The sequence below is a fragment of the Streptomyces humi genome (assembly GCF_001005085.2).
GTDB lineage: Bacteria > Actinomycetota > Actinomycetes > Streptomycetales > Streptomycetaceae > Streptomyces > Streptomyces humi.
The window spans coordinates 1-15,709 of record NZ_LBMU02000029.1 but is presented as its reverse complement, the minus strand read 5'-3'; the positions used below and the strand labels follow the sequence as shown (position 1 = coordinate 15,709).

Genomic DNA, 15,709 nt, shown 5'->3' with positions numbered 1-15,709 from the left:
AAATGGGCTATTGACGTCGACTGCGGGTCTACCGGTCGGCGACCCGCATCTCGAACCATGTCGTCTTGCCTCGCGGGAGCAGGTCGACGCCCCAACGGTCCGACAGTTTGTCCACCAGGAACAGGCCCCGGCCGCTGATGTCGAGTTCCTGAACCGGCATCAGGCACGGCAGGCCGCGCGACGGGTCGCGGACCTCGATCCTGATCCAGCCGGGCCGACGGCGCATCCGCAGACCGAACACGCGGGCCCCGGTGTGTCGCACCGCGTTCCCCACGAGTTCGGAGACGAGTAAGACCGCGTCCTCCGTCATCTTCGGGGTGAGGCGCCACTGGCGGAGGATGACGACCTGGGCGAGCCGGCGGGCGGTCGCGGCGGACTCGGGGCGGGACGGCAGCGGAATCTCCGCTTCCGTCGGGTTGCCGAACAGTTCGATCGCCTTGAGTGCCTGCTCGTCCTCGACCGCAGGCGACCACCGTGCCGCGGCCGCACGGCTGTGTCCCCGCGGCTGTTCGATGCCCTCCAGCCCCGCCATGCCCCCATCATGGCCGCCCCGAGGGCGCTCCGGGGCCGTTCCGGAGGAATACGCCCCCGGGAACACTCCACCCGGCGGCTGCCGATCGGCATATGCCATCGGCATTTCGACGGCTCTGACACCCCTTCCGACCTGCGGCGAAGGCTCATCTCCGGGCAATCGACGGACCCCCTCGACAAGGCAGACTTAAGGGTGCCTTAAGGCTCCCATAAACCGCCCCATCGAGGGACCCGGAATCAGACATCACGTCAATTGCAAGTGGTTCGGGGGATTCACAACAGGGTGAAGATCACAGGAACTTGGCCTTGCCAGGCCCTTCCTCCACGAAGCTGCGCATACCGCGCTCCCGGTCCTCGGTCGCGAACAGGCCCGCGAACCAGTTCCGTTCGACGGCGAGCCCGGTCTCCAGGTCCGTCTCCACACCGGTGTCGATCGCCTCCTTGGCGGCCCGGAGCGCGATCGCCGGACCCTGGGCGAGCCGGGCGGCCCAGGCGTGCGCCTCGGAGTAGACGTCGGCGGCGGGTACGACGCGGTCGACGAGGCCGATGGCGAGCGCCTCGTCGGCCTTGACCATCCGGCCCGTGAAGATCAGGTCCTTGGCCTTGGACGGGCCGACGAGCCGGGGCAGCCGCTGGGTGCCGCCGGCCCCCGGGATCAGCCCGAGCAGGATCTCGGGCTGCCCCAGCTTGGCGTTGTCGGCGGCGATCCGGTAGTCGGCGCAGAGCGCGAGTTCACAACCGCCGCCCAGCGCGTAGCCGGTGACGGCGGCGACGACCGGCTTGGGGATCCGGGCGACGGCGGTGAAGGAGTCCTGGAGGTCACGGGCGCGCAGAACCATGGCCGCGTGGTCCATGTTCTGCATCTCCTTGATGTCGGCTCCCGCCGCGAAGACCTTCTCGCCGCCGTAGACGACGACGGCACGAACGTCCTCGCGACGGCCCGCCTCCTCCGCCAGTTCCTTGATCCGGTCCTGGGTGGCGACGTCCAGCGCGTTCATGGGCGGCCGGTCGAGGCGGATCGTACCGACACCTTCGGCGACTTCGAGGGTCACAGTCATACCGAGCAGGTTAACGCCGGTTCATTCAGCGCCCCGCAGCGGCGCTGGGAACTGCGCGAACAGCCCCCGAGCGCCGACAGCCGAACGGTTACGCGGTCCATTCCTTCCAGGACATGTTCCAGCCGTTCAGGCCGTTGTCCGGCGACACCGTCCGGTCGTTCGAGTGCTTCACCGTCACCACGTCACCGATGATCGAGTGGTCGAAGAACCAGGCGGCCGGCACCGACCGGTCGCCGCCGCCGCGGAGGTCCCGCAGGCCGACGCACCCGTGGCTCGCGTTGTAGTTGCCGAAGGCGTCCCCGCCCCAGTAGTTGCCGTGGATGAACGTTCCCGACGTGGTCAGCCGCATCGCGTCCGGCACGTCCTTGATGTCGTACTCGCCGCCGTAGCCGACCGTCTCGCCGTTCATCCGCGTGACGCGCAGCTTCTCGCTGATGACCATCTGGCCGTTCCACGTGTCGTAGCCCGGCTTGCCGGTCGTGACCGCGAGGGTCTTCACGACCTTGCCGTCCTGCATGACCTTCATCGTGTGCTTCTTGGCGTCGACGACGGAGACCTGGTTGCGGCCGATCGTGAACTTCACGGTCTTGGACTGCTCGCCGTACACCCCGTCACGGCCCTCGACGCCGTTGAGGTCGAGGGTGACGGAGACCTTCGTGCCGGACTTCCAGTAGTTCTCGGGCCGGAAGTCGAGGCGGTCGTTGCCGAACCAGTGGCCCTGCACGTCGACCGCCGGCTCGGTCTTGACGGTGATGGCCTTCTCGACGGCCGCCGGGTCCGTGATGCCCCGGGTGAAGCGGACGGAGAACGGCATTCCGACGCCGACCGTGGAGCCGTCCTCCGGCGTGAAGTACCCGACGAACGTGTTCTTCGGGGTGAGGGTGGTGAAGCTGGAGTCCTCGGCGGACTCCCGGCCCTCGGCGTCCTTGGCCACCGCGTGCACGGTGTACTTGGTCGCGTTGGCGAGGTGCAGGGACGGCGTCCAGCTGACGCCGTCCGCGGCTATCGCGCCGTCCACCTTGTGGCCCTTGGCGTCCTTGACCTCGACGTCGGTCAGCTTGCCCTTGGCGGCGGTGACCTTGAGCGCCCCGCTGGTGTCCACGCCGGTCGCGCCGGACCTGGGGCTGATGCTGACCGTGGCGACGGACTGCTTGCTCGCCTGGGTCGTCGAGTCCTTCTGCCTGGCGCCGTCCCCGGCCCCCTTGTCGTCGGAGGAGCCGCCCCCGCACGCGGTGACGGCCACCAGCAGGACCCCGGATATGCCGGACACGAGCGCCAGCCGCCTCCCCCGAGTCCTCCGAGTCCGAACCGACGCCCCCGATATCGGCCGCACGTTCAAGTCGTTCTCCCCTCCCAGGGCCTGGTCAGGCCCACCCCGGCGCGTTCAGCGCGCACATTGGCGCATATTAACCGCAGGGTTTTGAGCTTGGTGTTGGGCGAATGTCACCGTTGCGTCGCAACTTCCGCCCCCCACCGTCCGGCCGCCGCCCGGTCACTTGACCGCGCCGCCCGCCTTCCACTCCTTCCACCCCATGTTCCAGCCGCCGAGCCCGTTGTCGGGAGCGACCGTCCTGTCGTTGCTGTTGACGACCTCGACCACGTCCCCGACCAGGCTGCGGTCGTAGAACCAGCCGGCCGGCGTGTCCGAGCTGCCGCCCTTCACGTCGCGCAGGCCGACGCAGCCGTGGCTGACGTTGACCCGGCCGGGGGCGTCCGGCGCCCAGTAGTTGCCGTGCAGGAAGGTGCCGGAGTCGGTGAGTTTGAGGGCGTGCGGGACGTCGGGGATGTCGTACTCGCCGCCGAAGCCGACCGTGCGGCTGTTCATGCGGGTGACCTCGTGCATCTCCATCACCACCATCTTCCCGTTGTAGGTGGTGTGCGCGGGCGCGCCCGCGGTGATCGGCACGGTGGCGAGCAGGTCGCCGTCGCGGGTCACCTCCATGGTGTGCTTGGCCGCGTCGACGAGGGAGACCTGGCTGCGGCCGACGGTGAAGGTGAAGGTCTTGTACTGGAGGCCGTAGACGCCCCGGGCGCCTTCGACGTCACGGAGCCTCAGGTCGACGGTGACGACCGTGCCGGGCTGCCAGTAGCGCTCGGGGCGGAAGTCGAGGCGGTTCCTGCCGAACCAGTGCGGGCGGATGTCGACCGCGGGCGCGGCGCTGACCCGCACGGCGCGCTCGACGGCGGCGCGGTCCTCGATGTCGCGGCTGAACGCGAGGGAGACGATCATCCCGGTGCCCACGGTGGCCCGGTTCTCGGGGGTGACGTACCCGATGAAGCGTTCGTCGGGGACGAGCGTGGTGAAGGTGGTGTGGCGGGCGGAGCGCCGGCCCGAGCCGTCCAGGGCGATCGCGTCCACCGTGTACTTGGCGGCCAGCGCCAGCTTCGGGTCGTCCGGCCGCCAGGTCACGCCGTCCGCGGCGATGTGCCCGGGGACCGGGGAGTCCTGGGCGTCCTGGGACCGGACGACGTTCACCGACTCGAGCCGACCGCTCGGCACCCGCACCGTCAGCCCCGCGCCGGGGCGCACGCCCGTGGCGCCGTCGTCCGGGGAGATGCGGATGACGTCCTCGGGCGACGGCGGCGCGCCCCCGAGGACGTGGTCGACGCCCAGTCCGTGCGTCTCGTCCGAGGAGCAGCCGGCGGCGCCCGCCAGCAGCATCCCCCATGTCAGTACCGCGGCCAGCGCGGCCCCCGCGCGCCGTGCGCGCCCTTGTGCATGCGTCACGTGCCGCTAACGATCGGGCATGCCCCGGGGAAACGTGAGTGCGACGCCGGCACTGGGCAGAACAGAGGGAAGGACGACGAGCTGGGGAGCCGCCGCGCCCGTGGACGAGCCGCCGCGGGCGCGTCCGTGACGGATGCCGTCCGTGCCCGGGGCCGGGAGCCCGGGTGCGGACGGCTGTCCGGGCGCGGGTCCGGTGCGCCCCGGGGGCCGGCGAGCCGCGGAACGAATAAAGGGGCCGACGTGACGAGCGCAGCCGAGCAGCAGGGAGCACCGGCGCGGGCCCCGAGGGCGGAAGCCCCCGCGGTGAACGGGACGCCGCTGCCCGTCCCGTCCGCCTGGCCGGGGGCGTCGACCCCGCTGGGCGCCCGGTTCCGGGTCGGTCCCGACGGGGTGGCGGGCACCAACTTCGCGCTGTGGGCGGCCGGGGCGGAGGCGGTCCGGCTGTGCCTCTTCGACGAGCACGGGCGGGAGACCCAGCTCCGGCTGACCGAACTCACGCACGAGATCTGGCACGGGTTCGTGCCCGGTGTGCTGCCGGGGCAGCGGTACGGCTACCGGGTGGACGGCCGCTGGGATCCGTGGACCGGCGCCCGCTGGAACCCGGCGAAACTGCTCCTCGATCCCTACGCGCGGGCGGTGGACGGCGAGTTCGCGCTGCCGCCCGAGGTGTACGGGCACGTCCGGGACTGGCCCGACCAGCAGGTCGCCGACACGGTCCGCGACGACCGGGACTCGGCGCCGTACGTCCCGAAGGGCGTCGTCGTCCACGATGACGACGACTGGTCCGACGACCACCGCCCGAAGACCCCGTGGGCGGACTCCGTCATCTACGAGCTGCACGTGCGCGGCTTCACCAGACTGCATCCGGGCATACCCGAGGAACTGCGCGGCACCTACGCGGGGCTGGCGCACCCGGCCGCGATCGAGCACCTGGTGAACCTGGGTGTGACGGCGGTGGAGCTGCTCCCCGTCCACCAGTTCGCCCACGAGGACCACCTGCTGAAGCGCGGCCTGAGGAACTACTGGGGCTACAACTCCATCGGCTACTTCGCCCCGCACGCGGCCTACGCGGCCTCCGGTACGACGGGACAGCAGGTCGGCGAGTTCAAGCGGATGGTGCGCGCGCTGCACGCGGCCGGCATCGAGGTCGTCCTCGACGTGGTCTACAACCACACCGCGGAGGCGGGCGAGCTGGGCCCGACGCTGTCCCTGAAGGGCATCGACAACCGGGGTTACTACCGCCTCCAGGACGACGCCCGTCGCTTCGCCGACTACACCGGCTGCGGCAACACCCTGCACGTGGTCCGCCCGCACGTGCTGCGCCTGATCACCGACTCGCTGCGCTACTGGGTGACCGAGATGGGCGTGGACGGCTTCCGCTTCGACCTCGCGGCGGCGCTGGCGCGTTCGATGCACGACGTCGACATGCTCTCCCCCTTCCTGGCCGTCATCGCCCAGGACCCGGTGCTGCGCCGGGTGAAGCTGATCGCCGAACCCTGGGACGTGGGCTCCGGCGGCTACCAGGTGGGCGCGTTCCCGCCGCTGTGGACCGAGTGGAACGACCGCTACCGCGACGCGGTCCGGGACTTCTGGCGCGGCGCCCTCCCCGACGTCCACGACCTCGGCTACCGCCTCTCCGGCTCCAGCGACCTCTACGCCTGGGGCGGGCGCCGCCCCTACGCCTCCGTCAACTTCATCACCGCGCACGACGGTTACACGCTGCGCGACCTGGTGTCGTACGAGGCGAAGCACAACGAGGCGAACGGCGAGCACAACCGGGACGGCTCGAACGACAACCGCTCCTGGAACTGCGGGGCCGAGGGCGAGACCGACGACCAGGCCGTACAGACGCTGCGCAGGCGGCAGTTGCGGAACCTGCTGACGACGCTGCTGCTGTCGACGGGGGTCCCGATGCTGGTCGCGGGTGACGAGCTGGGCCGCACCCAGCGCGGCAACAACAACGCCTACTGCCAGGACAACGACATCAGCTGGCTGGACTGGGAGCTGCTGGCGGACCCGCGCTGGCGGGCCCTGTTCGACCTGACCGCCCGGCTCATCGCGCTGCGCCACCGCCATCCGGTGCTGCGCCGCCGCGCCTTCTTCTCGGGGCGCGCGCACTCCGCGGACGGGCTGCGCGACCTGGCCTGGTTCACGGCGCGCGGGGAGGAGATGACGGAGGGCGACTGGTACGCGCCCGCCGCGACCCTCGGCATGTACCTCTCGGGGCGGGACATCCCCGGCCGCGACGAGCGCGGGGCGCCGGTGCTGGACGACAGTTTCCTGACCGTCCTGCACGCCGGCGACCGTCCGGCCCGGTTCGTGCTGCCGGGGCCGCCCTGGGCGGAACGCTACGAGGTGGTCGTGGACACCTCGTGGGAGGAGCAGCGGGCGGCACCCGGGGTGGTGCACCGGGCGGGGACGGCGATCACGGTGCCGGCGCGGTCGGTGCTGCTGCTCCGGGTGGCGGGCTGAACCCGCCCCCTGCCGGCGCTAGCCGAGGATGCCCCGCTGGTACGCGGTCGCGACCGCTGCCGCGCGGTCCTTGACGCCGAGTTTGGCGTACAGGTGGGTGAGGTGGGTCTTCACCGTGGCCTCGCTGATGAAGAGTTCACGGGCGATCTCGCGGTTGGAGGTGCCCCGGGCGACCAGGGCCAGCACCTCGCGTTCACGGCCGGACAGCGGTTCGTTGCCCGGGGCGCCGGGGGCGCGGACGGCGGAGACCAGCCGGGAGGCGACGGCCGGGGAGAGCACGGTGCGGCCCTGGGCGGCGGCGCGGACGGCGGTGAACAGCTCCTCGCGCGGGGCGTCCTTGAGGAGGTAGCCGGTGGCGCCGGCCTCGATCGCGGGCAGGGTGTCGGAGTCGGTGTCGTACGTGGTGACGACGAGGACCCTGGCGCGGGCGTCGCACCGGGTCAGTTCGCGGATGGCGTCGACTCCGCCGCCGCCCGGCATCCGCAGGTCCATGAGGATCACGTCCGGGTCGAGGGCCGCGGCCAGCGTGACCGCCTCCACACCGTTCGCGGCCTCGCCGAGGACCGTGAAACCGGGGGCGGACTCGAACATGCCGCGCAGGCCGTCGCGGACCACGGGATGGTCGTCGACGATCAGCAGGGAGACGGGGGTGTCGGCGGTCGGCTCAGCTGTCATGGCGGACCAACGGTACGCGTGCCGACAGGGCCGTGCCGAGCCCCGGTTCGGACTCCACGGTGAGCGAACCGGCGATGCGTTCGGCGCGGGCCCGCATCCCGTCGAGGCCGAAGCCGCCGGCGCGGCTGCGGGCGGGCACGGCGAGCGGGTCGAAGCCGGTGCCGTCGTCGCGGATGTCGAGGATCACCTCGTCGCCCAGGTAGGAGAGGGTGACTCCGACCCGGGAGGCCCGCGCGTGCCGGGCCGCGTTGGAAAGGGCCTCCTGGACGATGCGCAGGAGGGTGGCCGCGACCTCGCCGTGCAGGTGCTCGGCGGTGCCGGTGACGGTGAACTCGACTCGGACGCCGGTGTGTTCGCCCCATTCGGCGACCGTCTTCGTCAGCGCCTCGGGCAGGCCGTCGTGTTCCAGGGCGACCGGCGCCAGGTTGTGCACGGAGCGGCGGGCCTCCCCCAGGCTGTGCCGGGCCAGTGCCAGCGCGCGGCCCGCGTGGTCCGTGGCCGTCCCCGGGTCGGGGGTGTTGATGACGACCTGGAGCTGGGCGATGATCCCGGCCAGTCCCTGGGCGATGGTGTCGTGGATCTCGGCCGCCAGCCGCCGGCGTTCGTCGGCGACCCCGGCCTCCCGTGCCTGGACCAGGAGTTGGGCGTGCAGGGCCGCGTTCTCGTCGAGGGCCTGCTGGAGGGCGACGTTGGTGCGTTCCAGTTCGGCGATGGTCTCGGTGCGCTCGCGCGAGCGCCGCCTCTCCTGTTCGTCGAGGTGGGCGACGACCATTTGCAGACCGGAGTTGGCGACCACGAGCGGGATGAAGAGGAGCCACTGGACGGCGCCGGCGAGCGGCAGCCCGCCGGCCTGCGCGCCGGCCACGGTGACCGCGCTCGCGAGCAGTCCGATCCGCTGCCACCTGGGCGGCAGCGTCTCGTCGGCGTCCATGTAGCCGGCGGCGGCGTAGAACGCGAAGAACGGGTTGAGCCAGGTGAGGACGAAGGCGAGGGCCCAGCGCACGGCGTAGTACACCGTCCCCGACCGGGACGGCGCCCGGCCGCGACCGGGCCTGCGCACCCGGGTGCCGTGCCACCAGAGCTGGAGTGCGAGCGAGGCACCGACCAGCGACCAGCCCGTGTACCACTTGACCGGCGCGGCATGCGGGTCGGCGGAGGCGACGGCGAGGACGACACCGACGCCGAGCAGCCCGTACGGACCCCAGGTGTGCAGCTGGTCCCAGCGCCGGTCGATCCGGCTGTCCACCGCGGTCATGTCCCCAGTCTGCACGGCCGGCCGCCTACTCCCAGCGGAACCAGCGGGCGGCCCCCGCCGTGAGCAGCACCGCCCACACGGCGAGCACGCCCAGGTGTTCCCAGCCCGGCCAGTGCCCGGCGGCGGCCTGGTCCAGGGCGCGGGCCGCCGCGCCGAACGGGGTCAGCTGGACGATCCGGGCCATGGTGTGCGGCATCTCCCGCACCGGGATCCACACGCCCGCGCAGAACATCATCGGGAAGAACACCGCCGAACCGATCGCGCCCGCGATCCTCGTCGTGCGGGAGAGCGCCGAGACGACGGAACCGAGGGCCAGGGCGGCCGCCGCCGCGAGCAGCAGCGCCAGCAGGTAGCCGCCGGGCTGCCGCGGCAGTCGTACGCCGAAGGCCAGCCGGCCGACGGTGAGCGCGAGCAGCGCCGAGCCGAGGGCGACCGTGCCCTGGACGGCCATCTGCGCGGACAGCAGCGCCGCGGGCCGCACCGGGGTGAGCCGCGTGCGGCGCAGGATGCCCCGCTCGCGGTAGCCGGTGAGGGCCTGGGGCAGGGTCTGCACCCCGGACATGATGAGGGCGATCAGCACGGCGACGGGCACGTACGCGTCCACGGGCCGCAGTCCGCCGAGGGACGTGTCGGCGTCCCGGAACGAGGGGATCGAGCCGAGGATCACCAGCAGCAGCGTCGGGAACAGGAACACCCAGAAGACGGCGCCGGGTTCACGGCGGAACAGACGGAACTCGGTCCGCAGGACCGCGGTGTTCATACCGCTTCCTCCTTCGTCAGGTCCAGGAAGGCGTCGTCGAGGGTCGCGTCCACCACCCGCAACTGGTGGGCGGTGACGCGGTGGCGGGCGAGCAGGGTGATGACCGCGTTCACGGTCTCGTCGGTGCCGGCGAGCGTGATCCGGCCGTCCTTGCGCTCGACGGAGGCGAGGGCGGGGAGGGCGGCGAGGTCGTGGTCGTCCAGCGGGGCGGACGGGGTGAAGCTGATGACGGTGGCGCCCGCGGAGCGGCGGATCAGCCCGGCCGGGGTGTCCAGGGCGGCCACCCGCCCCCTGTCGATCACGGCGATCCGGTCGCAGAGCCGCTGCGCCTCCTCCATGAAGTGGGTGACGAGCAGGACGGTGACCCCGCGGTCCCGGACGTCCTCGATCAGCGCCCAGGTGTCCCGCCGGGCGCGCGGGTCGAGCCCGGTGGTCAGTTCGTCGAGGACGACGACGCGCGGATTCCCGACCAGGGCCAGCGCGATGAAGAGGCGTTGCCGCTGGCCCCCGGAGAGCTTGCCGAACCGGGTGCCGAGCCTGCCGGTGAGCCCGAGTCGCTCGGCGAGCGGCCGCCAGTCGGCCGGGTTCGGATAGAAGGAGGCGTACAGCTCCAGCGCCTCGCGGACGGTCAGCTTCGGCTGGAGTTCGCTCTGCTGGAGCTGGGCGCCCAGGACGAGGGCGACCCGCTCGTGCTCGGCGACGGGATCGAGCCCGGTGACCCGGACCCGCCCGCCGTCCGGCACCCGCAGCCCCTCCACGCACTCGACGGTGGTGGTCTTGCCGGCGCCGTTCGGACCGAGGATCCCGAAGATCTCCCCCTCCTCGACGGCGAAGCCCACCCCGTCCACGGCGGCCCGCCCGCCGTACGACTTCCGCAGTTCTGTCACTTCGATGACGGTCGGCATGCTCCGAGGGTTCCGGCCGGAGCGGGTCCGCCGCATCGCCCGCCCCGCTCGACCCGGCATCCTCCGATCGGTTGACGCGGGGCGTCCGATCGTCCGACCGCTCGAACACTTCCCAGGTCGTAGGCCCTGTGACGGATCCGGGTCCGGCCAAAACTCGGTGGGCGTCGTCAGTGCCGGTCCGTAGGCTCGGCCCTGATGCCTCCGACACGTGCAACCACCAACGACCGGTCCGCCCTCCGTATCCTGCTGCGCCTGTGGCCCTACGTACGGCCGGTGCGGGTGCGGCTGTTCTCCGCCGCTCTCGTGGCGATAGTCGCCTCCTGTACGGGGCTCGTGATCCCCCTCGTCCTCAAGTGGATGGTGGACGGCCCGGTGGCCGGCCGTGATCCGGCCGGGGTGTGGCTTGGCGCGCTGTACCTGCTGCTGCTCGGACTGGCGGAGGCGTTGCTCTTCGGCCTGCGCCGCTGGCTGGTCGCCAGACCCCTCTCCCACGTCGAGGCGTCGATGCGGGCGGCCCTCTACGCCCGGCTCCAGCGGCTGCCGGTCGCCTTCCACGACCGCTGGGCCTCCGGCCAGTTGCTCTCCCGGGCCACCACCGACCTGATGCTGCTCCGCATGTTCCTCGCCTTCCCGCTGACCTTCCTGCTGGTCAACGGGGTCACGATCCTGGTCGGCGTGGTGATCATGCTGTTGCAGGACTGGACGCTGGGCCTGGTCATCCTGTTGCCCACGGTCCCCGTGATGTGGACCTGCGTGATCTTCGAGAAGCGGTACGCGAAGGTGGCCCGGCTCGCCCAGGACCAGGTCGGCGACCTGACGACGGTGGTCGAGGAGAGCGTGCTCGGCATCCGCATCATCAAGGGCTTCGGGCGCCACCGCAGCCAGGCACGCGCGTTCCGGGAACTGGTCCGCACGCTGCGGGGCACGGAACTGCGCAAGGCGCGGATGCTGGCGACGATCTGGGGCGTCATCGTGACGCTGCCGGAGATCGCCATCGGAGCGGCCCTGTTCTGGGGTTCGGTGCAGGTCGCGAACGGCGACCTGAGCGCCGGCACCCTGGTGGCGTTCCTGTCGACGGCCCTGGCGCTGAGGTGGCCGGTGGAGTCGATCGGCTTCCTGCTGGCGATGAGCCAGGAGGCGGCGACGGCGACGGAACGGTATTTCGAGGTACAGGACGCGCTGGAAGAGGATGCCGCTGCCGCTGCGGCTGCGGCTGCGGCTGAGCGGGGGCGGGCCGCGCAGTACCCCGCGCCCCTTCGGGGCGCTTCGCATCCCGCGTCCGGACAGCGCCCCGAAAGGGGCGCGGGGAACGGCGCGACAAGCCCTCACCGACCCGCGCCCGACAACGATGGCATCCGCTTCACCGCCGTCTCCTTCCGCTACCCGGACGCCTCGCCGGACTCGGTCCCCACCCTGGAGGACATCACCCTGCACATCCGCCCCGGTGAGTCCATGGCCCTGGTCGGCGCCACCGGCAGCGGCAAGACCACGCTCACGGCCCTCGTCCCCCGCCTGCACGAGGCCACCTCCGGCCGGATCACCCTGGACGGCACGGACATCACCGCCATGCCCCGCGAGGAACTCCGCACCCTGGTCGCCGTCGCCTTCGAGGAACCCACCCTCTTCTCGGCCTCCGTCGGCGAGAACGTGCTCATGGGCGCCGACGACACCGCCGGCGAGCCCGAGCTGGTCCGCGCCCTCTCCGTCGCCCAGGCCGACTTCGCGCACGCCCTCCCCCAGGGCACCGGCACCCAGGTCGGCGAGCAGGGCCTCAGTCTCTCCGGTGGCCAGCGCCAGCGCCTCGCGCTCGCCCGGGCGGTCGTCGGCCGGCCCCGTTTCCTGGTGCTGGACGACCCCCTGTCCGCCCTGGACGTGCACACGGAGGCCGCCGTCGAGGCCGCCCTGCGCGACGTTCTCGCCGACACCACCGCGCTGATCGTCGCCCACCGCCCGTCCACCGTGCTGCTCGCCGACCGCGTCGCCCTGCTCTCCGGTGGCCGGATCACCGCTGTCGGCACCCACCACGAACTGCTCCGCGACAACGCGGAGTACGCCCACCTCATGTCCGGGGAGGATCACCGCCGATGACCACCGCCACCTCCCTGCCCGTCCCCGACGAGGACGACGAACTCCCCGGCCCGCGGGTCCGGGGCGACGGCGACCCCTTCGACCAGGACGTGCTGCCCACCCCGCCGGGCGCCACGGCTGACCTGCTCCGCTCGCTCCTCGCGCCCATGAAGGCGCGGGTCGCCGTCACCACGCTCCTGCTGCTGCTCCAGCAGGCGGCGGTGCAGGCCGGCCCGCTGCTGGTGGCGTACGCCATCGACCGGGCCGTACCGGCGTTCCGCCACCACGACCACGGCCCGCTGATCGCGGTCGCGGTGGGCTACGGCCTGTGCGCGCTGCTCTCCGGCGGCCTCCAGTACGCGTTCGTCGAGGCGTCCGCGCGCGTCAACCAGGACGTACTGCTGGACCTGCGCGGCCGGATCTTCCGGCACGCCCAGGCGCTGAGCGTCGACTTCCACGAGCGCTACACGTCGGGACGGCTCATCTCCCGCTCCACCACGGACGTCGAGTCGCTGCGCGAGCTGCTGAACGAAGGCCTCCAGGAGCTGGTCACGGTCATCCTGTCCTTCGTCTACATCTCGGCGATGCTGCTCTGGCTGGACGCGGGGCTCGGCGCGGTCGCCGTCGCCTCGTTCGTCCCGCTGTACCTGCTGGTGCGGATCTACCAGCGGCGGGCGGTACGGGTGTACAAGGCGCGGTCCACGGCGATCGCGGCGGTGATCGTGAAGTTCGTGGAGACGATGAACGGCATCCGTCCGGTGCGCGCGTTCCGCCGGGAGGCCGCCAACGACGCCGAGTTCGCCGTGCTGAACCGCCGCCACGAGCGCACCAACGGCGACGCCCTCCTGGAGATGGCCCGGTATGTCGTGGGCTCCCGGCTGGTCGCCAACACGGCGGTCGCGGGGATCGTGCTGTGGGGCGCCTACCGGGTGGCGTCCGGCTCACTGGAACTGGGCGTGCTGGCCGCCGCGGTGCTGTACCTGCGCCGCCTGTACGACCCGATCGACCGGCTCGGCATGTTCCTCAACTCGTACCAGTCGGCGGCGGCCTCGCTGGAGAAGATCGCGGGTCTGCTGGCCCAGACGCCGTCCGTGCCCGAGCCCTCGGTGCCGGCGGAGCTGCCCCCGCGCGCCACCGGACTGCCCGGCCGCGAGGTCGTCTTCGACGGCGTCCGGTTCGCCTACCGCACCGGCGGCGAGGTGCTCCCCCGCTTCGACCTCACCCTGCCGGCCGGCCAGACGGTCGCGGTCGTCGGTTCCACCGGCGCGGGCAAGTCGACCCTCGCCAAACTCCTCGCCCGCTTCTACGACCCGTCCGCGGGCCGGGTCCTCCTGGACGGGGTGGACCTGCGCGAACTGGCCGTGGCCGAACTGCGGCGCGGGGTGGTGATGGTGACCCAGGAGTCGTTCCTGTTCTCCGGTACGGTCGCCGAGAACATCGCGATCGGCCGGCCGGACGCCACCCGTGAGGATGTCGAGCAGGCGGCGAAGGCGATCGGCGCGCACGAGTTCATCGCGGCCCTGCCCGACGGCTACGACACGGACGTCCGCAAGCGCGGCGGGCGCATTTCGGCGGGCCAGCGCCAACTGGTGGCGTTCGCGCGCGCCTTGCTCGCCGACCCGGCGGTGCTGATCCTCGACGAGGCGACCAGTTCGCTGGACGTCCCCGGGGAACGGGCCGTGCAGCGGGCGATGCAGACCGTGCTCAAGGGCCGTACGGCGGTGGTGATCGCGCACCGCCTGTCGACCGTGGAGATCGCCGACCGGGTGCTGGTGATGGAGCAGGGCCGGATCGTCGAGGACGGCCGCCCGGCCGAACTCATCGCCGGGACCGGCAGGTTCGCGGATCTGCACCGGGCGTGGCGGGACAGTCTCGCGTAGACCGAGGGATCGGGGGCTCGCAAGGTGATCGACGCGTACGAGGATCCGGGCACGCCCGACACGCGCGGCGGCTGGTACTACCTGTGGTGGCTGGTGCGCGTGCAGGCCGGCCGGTCGCTCGCCGGGGCGCTGCTCGGCAGTGTCTGGCTGACCTTGATGGCCGGGACGCCGTACCTGATGGCCCGCGCCGTCGACGACGGCCTGGTGCCGGGCAGGATGGCGGTGCTGGCCGGGTGGACGGCGGCGATCTTCCTGCTCGGGGCGGTCAACGCGTGGGTGAGCATCATGCGCCACCGCACGATGACCCGGGTGCGGATGGACGCCTACTTCCGCACGATCAAGGTGGTCGTCGGGCACGCGGTCCGGCTCGGCGCCGAACTGCCGCGCCGGGCCGGGGCCGGTGAGGTCGTCACGATCGGCGTCGGCGACGTGCACACCATCGCCCAGGCGCTCACCGTCGTCGGCCCCGGGGTGGGCGCGGTCGTGGTGTACGCGGTGGTGGCCGGCCTGCTGTCGACGGTATCGCCGCTGCTGACCGCGGTGGTGCTGCTCGGGGTGCCGGTGGTGGCCCTGTTCGCGGGCCCGCTGACCCGACGGCTCCAGGGCAGGGAGACCGAGTACCGGGAACGCCAGGGCATCCTGACGGCCCGCATCGGGGATCTGGCGGGCGGCCTGCGCGTGCTCAACGGCCTCGGCGGCAAGGGCCTGTTCGCGGACGCCTTCCGCCGCGACTCCCAGCATCTGCGCGCCCAGGGCTACCGGGTGGGCGCGGTGGCCAGCTGGGTCCAGGCCCTGGGCATGGGCCTGCCCACGGTGTACCTGGCGGTGGTCACCTGGATCGCGGCCCGGATGACCGCCCAGGGCGAGATCACGGTGGGCCAGCTGGTGTCGGTGTACGGCTATGTCGCGGTCCTGGTGGGTCCGGTGGCCTTCTTCCTGGACATGGGCTACCAGCTGAGCCGTGGCGTGGTGGCCGCCCGCCGGGTCGTACGCCTGCTGCGCCTGGAGCCGGAGCAGCCCGCGGCCACCGACCGGGCACCGGCGGAGCCGGCCGTCCTGCACGACCCGGAGTCGGGGGTACGGGTACGCCCGGGCCTCCTGACGGCCCTGGTCGGCGCGAGCGCCACGGAGACGACGACGGTGGTCGACCGCCTGGGCAGGTACTTGCCGTCGGACGTGACCTGGGGACCGGTACGCCTGGACGCGGTCCCGCTCCCGGAGGTCCGCTCCCGCATCCTGGTGGCCGACAACGAGGCCCACCTGTTCGCCGGCACCCTGCGCGACTCGATCAGCGCAGGCACGGAGCGCCCCGTCAGGGGCGCGGGGCCGCATCGCGACGCGCCCCAGAGGGGCGCGGGGAACTGCGCGACAAGCCCCC

General features: G+C 72.2%; 12 protein-coding genes. 4 read left to right on the top strand and 8 right to left on the bottom strand.

Going from position 1 to position 15,709, the window contains the following annotated elements; genetic code table 11:
- Positions 1-28 precede the first annotated feature (28 nt).
- From AAW13_RS13770 to AAW13_RS13755, 4 genes are all read right to left on the bottom strand, one after another.
- On the bottom strand, positions 29-637 hold the full coding sequence (locus AAW13_RS13770) for an ATP-binding protein (RefSeq protein ID WP_079178808.1): 609 nt from the start codon (positions 635-637) through the stop codon (positions 29-31).
- Between the two features lie 184 nt (positions 638-821).
- Positions 822-1,589, bottom strand: coding sequence for an enoyl-CoA hydratase/isomerase family protein (locus AAW13_RS13765; RefSeq protein ID WP_046730712.1), 768 nt, complete (start codon positions 1,587-1,589; stop codon positions 822-824).
- An 88-nt stretch (positions 1,590-1,677) separates the two neighbouring features.
- On the bottom strand, positions 1,678-2,928 hold the full coding sequence (locus AAW13_RS13760) for a L,D-transpeptidase (protein WP_206306212.1): 1,251 nt from the start codon (positions 2,926-2,928) through the stop codon (positions 1,678-1,680).
- Between the two features lie 153 nt (positions 2,929-3,081).
- Entirely contained in the window at positions 3,082-4,317 is a 1,236-nt protein-coding gene (locus AAW13_RS13755; protein WP_071659539.1) for a L,D-transpeptidase, read from the bottom strand.
- A 240-nt stretch (positions 4,318-4,557) separates the two neighbouring features.
- Between AAW13_RS13755 and glgX the strand changes: the two genes are divergently transcribed.
- On the top strand, positions 4,558-6,789 hold the full coding sequence (glgX, locus tag AAW13_RS13750) for a glycogen debranching protein GlgX (RefSeq protein WP_206306211.1): 2,232 nt from the start codon (positions 4,558-4,560) through the stop codon (positions 6,787-6,789).
- Positions 6,790-6,807: 18 nt separating this feature from the next.
- Here the strand turns inward: glgX and AAW13_RS13745 are convergent, their stop codons facing one another.
- Genes AAW13_RS13745 through AAW13_RS13730 form a run of 4 tightly spaced genes read right to left on the bottom strand, consistent with a single transcriptional unit; the run spans position 6,808 to position 10,384 of the window.
- On the bottom strand, positions 6,808-7,464 hold the full coding sequence (locus tag AAW13_RS13745) for a response regulator (RefSeq protein ID WP_046730715.1): 657 nt from the start codon (positions 7,462-7,464) through the stop codon (positions 6,808-6,810).
- A complete protein-coding gene (locus AAW13_RS13740) occupies positions 7,454-8,719 on the bottom strand; it encodes a sensor histidine kinase (RefSeq protein ID WP_046730716.1) in 1,266 nt (421 codons plus the stop codon). The genes AAW13_RS13745 and AAW13_RS13740 overlap by 11 nt, the downstream gene beginning before the upstream one ends.
- A gap of 25 nt (positions 8,720-8,744) precedes the next feature.
- Positions 8,745-9,479, bottom strand: a complete 735-nt coding sequence (locus AAW13_RS13735) for an ABC transporter permease (RefSeq protein WP_046730717.1) — start codon at positions 9,477-9,479, stop codon at positions 8,745-8,747.
- Positions 9,476-10,384 carry an ABC transporter ATP-binding protein gene (locus AAW13_RS13730; RefSeq protein WP_046730718.1) on the bottom strand — a complete coding sequence of 303 codons (909 nt, stop codon included), beginning with the start codon at positions 10,382-10,384 and terminating at the stop codon, positions 9,476-9,478. Before AAW13_RS13730 ends, AAW13_RS13735 begins: the two co-directional genes overlap by 4 nt.
- Positions 10,385-10,579: 195 nt before the next feature.
- On the opposite strand from AAW13_RS13730, the gene AAW13_RS13725 reads away from it, so the two are divergent.
- The 3 genes from AAW13_RS13725 to AAW13_RS13715 form a co-directional block, all read left to right on the top strand.
- Entirely contained in the window at positions 10,580-12,472 is a 1,893-nt protein-coding gene (locus AAW13_RS13725; protein ID WP_046730719.1) for an ABC transporter ATP-binding protein, read from the top strand.
- Positions 12,469-14,331, top strand: coding sequence for an ABC transporter ATP-binding protein (locus tag AAW13_RS13720; RefSeq protein WP_046730720.1), 1,863 nt, complete (start codon positions 12,469-12,471; stop codon positions 14,329-14,331). The genes AAW13_RS13725 and AAW13_RS13720 overlap by 4 nt, the downstream gene beginning before the upstream one ends.
- A 24-nt stretch (positions 14,332-14,355) precedes the next feature.
- A partial coding sequence (locus AAW13_RS13715; RefSeq protein WP_107483320.1) for an ABC transporter transmembrane domain-containing protein occupies positions 14,356-15,709 on the top strand: 1,354 nt, incomplete at its 3' end.

Bases quoted from the DNA above. Each gene is read 5' to 3' on its own strand.
- AAW13_RS13770 (WP_079178808.1), bottom strand. From the start codon at position 637: ATGCCGATGGCATATGCCGATCGGCAGCCGCCGGGTGGAGTGTTCCCG.
- AAW13_RS13765 (WP_046730712.1), bottom strand. From the start codon at position 1,589: ATGACTGTGACCCTCGAAGTCGCCGAAGGTGTCGGTACGATCCGCCTC.
- AAW13_RS13745 (WP_046730715.1), bottom strand. From the start codon at position 7,464: ATGACAGCTGAGCCGACCGCCGACACCCCCGTCTCCCTGCTGATCGTC.
- AAW13_RS13740 (WP_046730716.1), bottom strand. From the start codon at position 8,719: ATGACCGCGGTGGACAGCCGGATCGACCGGCGCTGGGACCAGCTGCAC.
- AAW13_RS13735 (WP_046730717.1), bottom strand. From the start codon at position 9,479: ATGAACACCGCGGTCCTGCGGACCGAGTTCCGTCTGTTCCGCCGTGAA.
- AAW13_RS13730 (WP_046730718.1), bottom strand. From the start codon at position 10,384: ATGCCGACCGTCATCGAAGTGACAGAACTGCGGAAGTCGTACGGCGGG.
- AAW13_RS13725 (WP_046730719.1), top strand. From the start codon at position 10,580: ATGCCTCCGACACGTGCAACCACCAACGACCGGTCCGCCCTCCGTATC.
- AAW13_RS13720 (WP_046730720.1), top strand. From the start codon at position 12,469: ATGACCACCGCCACCTCCCTGCCCGTCCCCGACGAGGACGACGAACTC.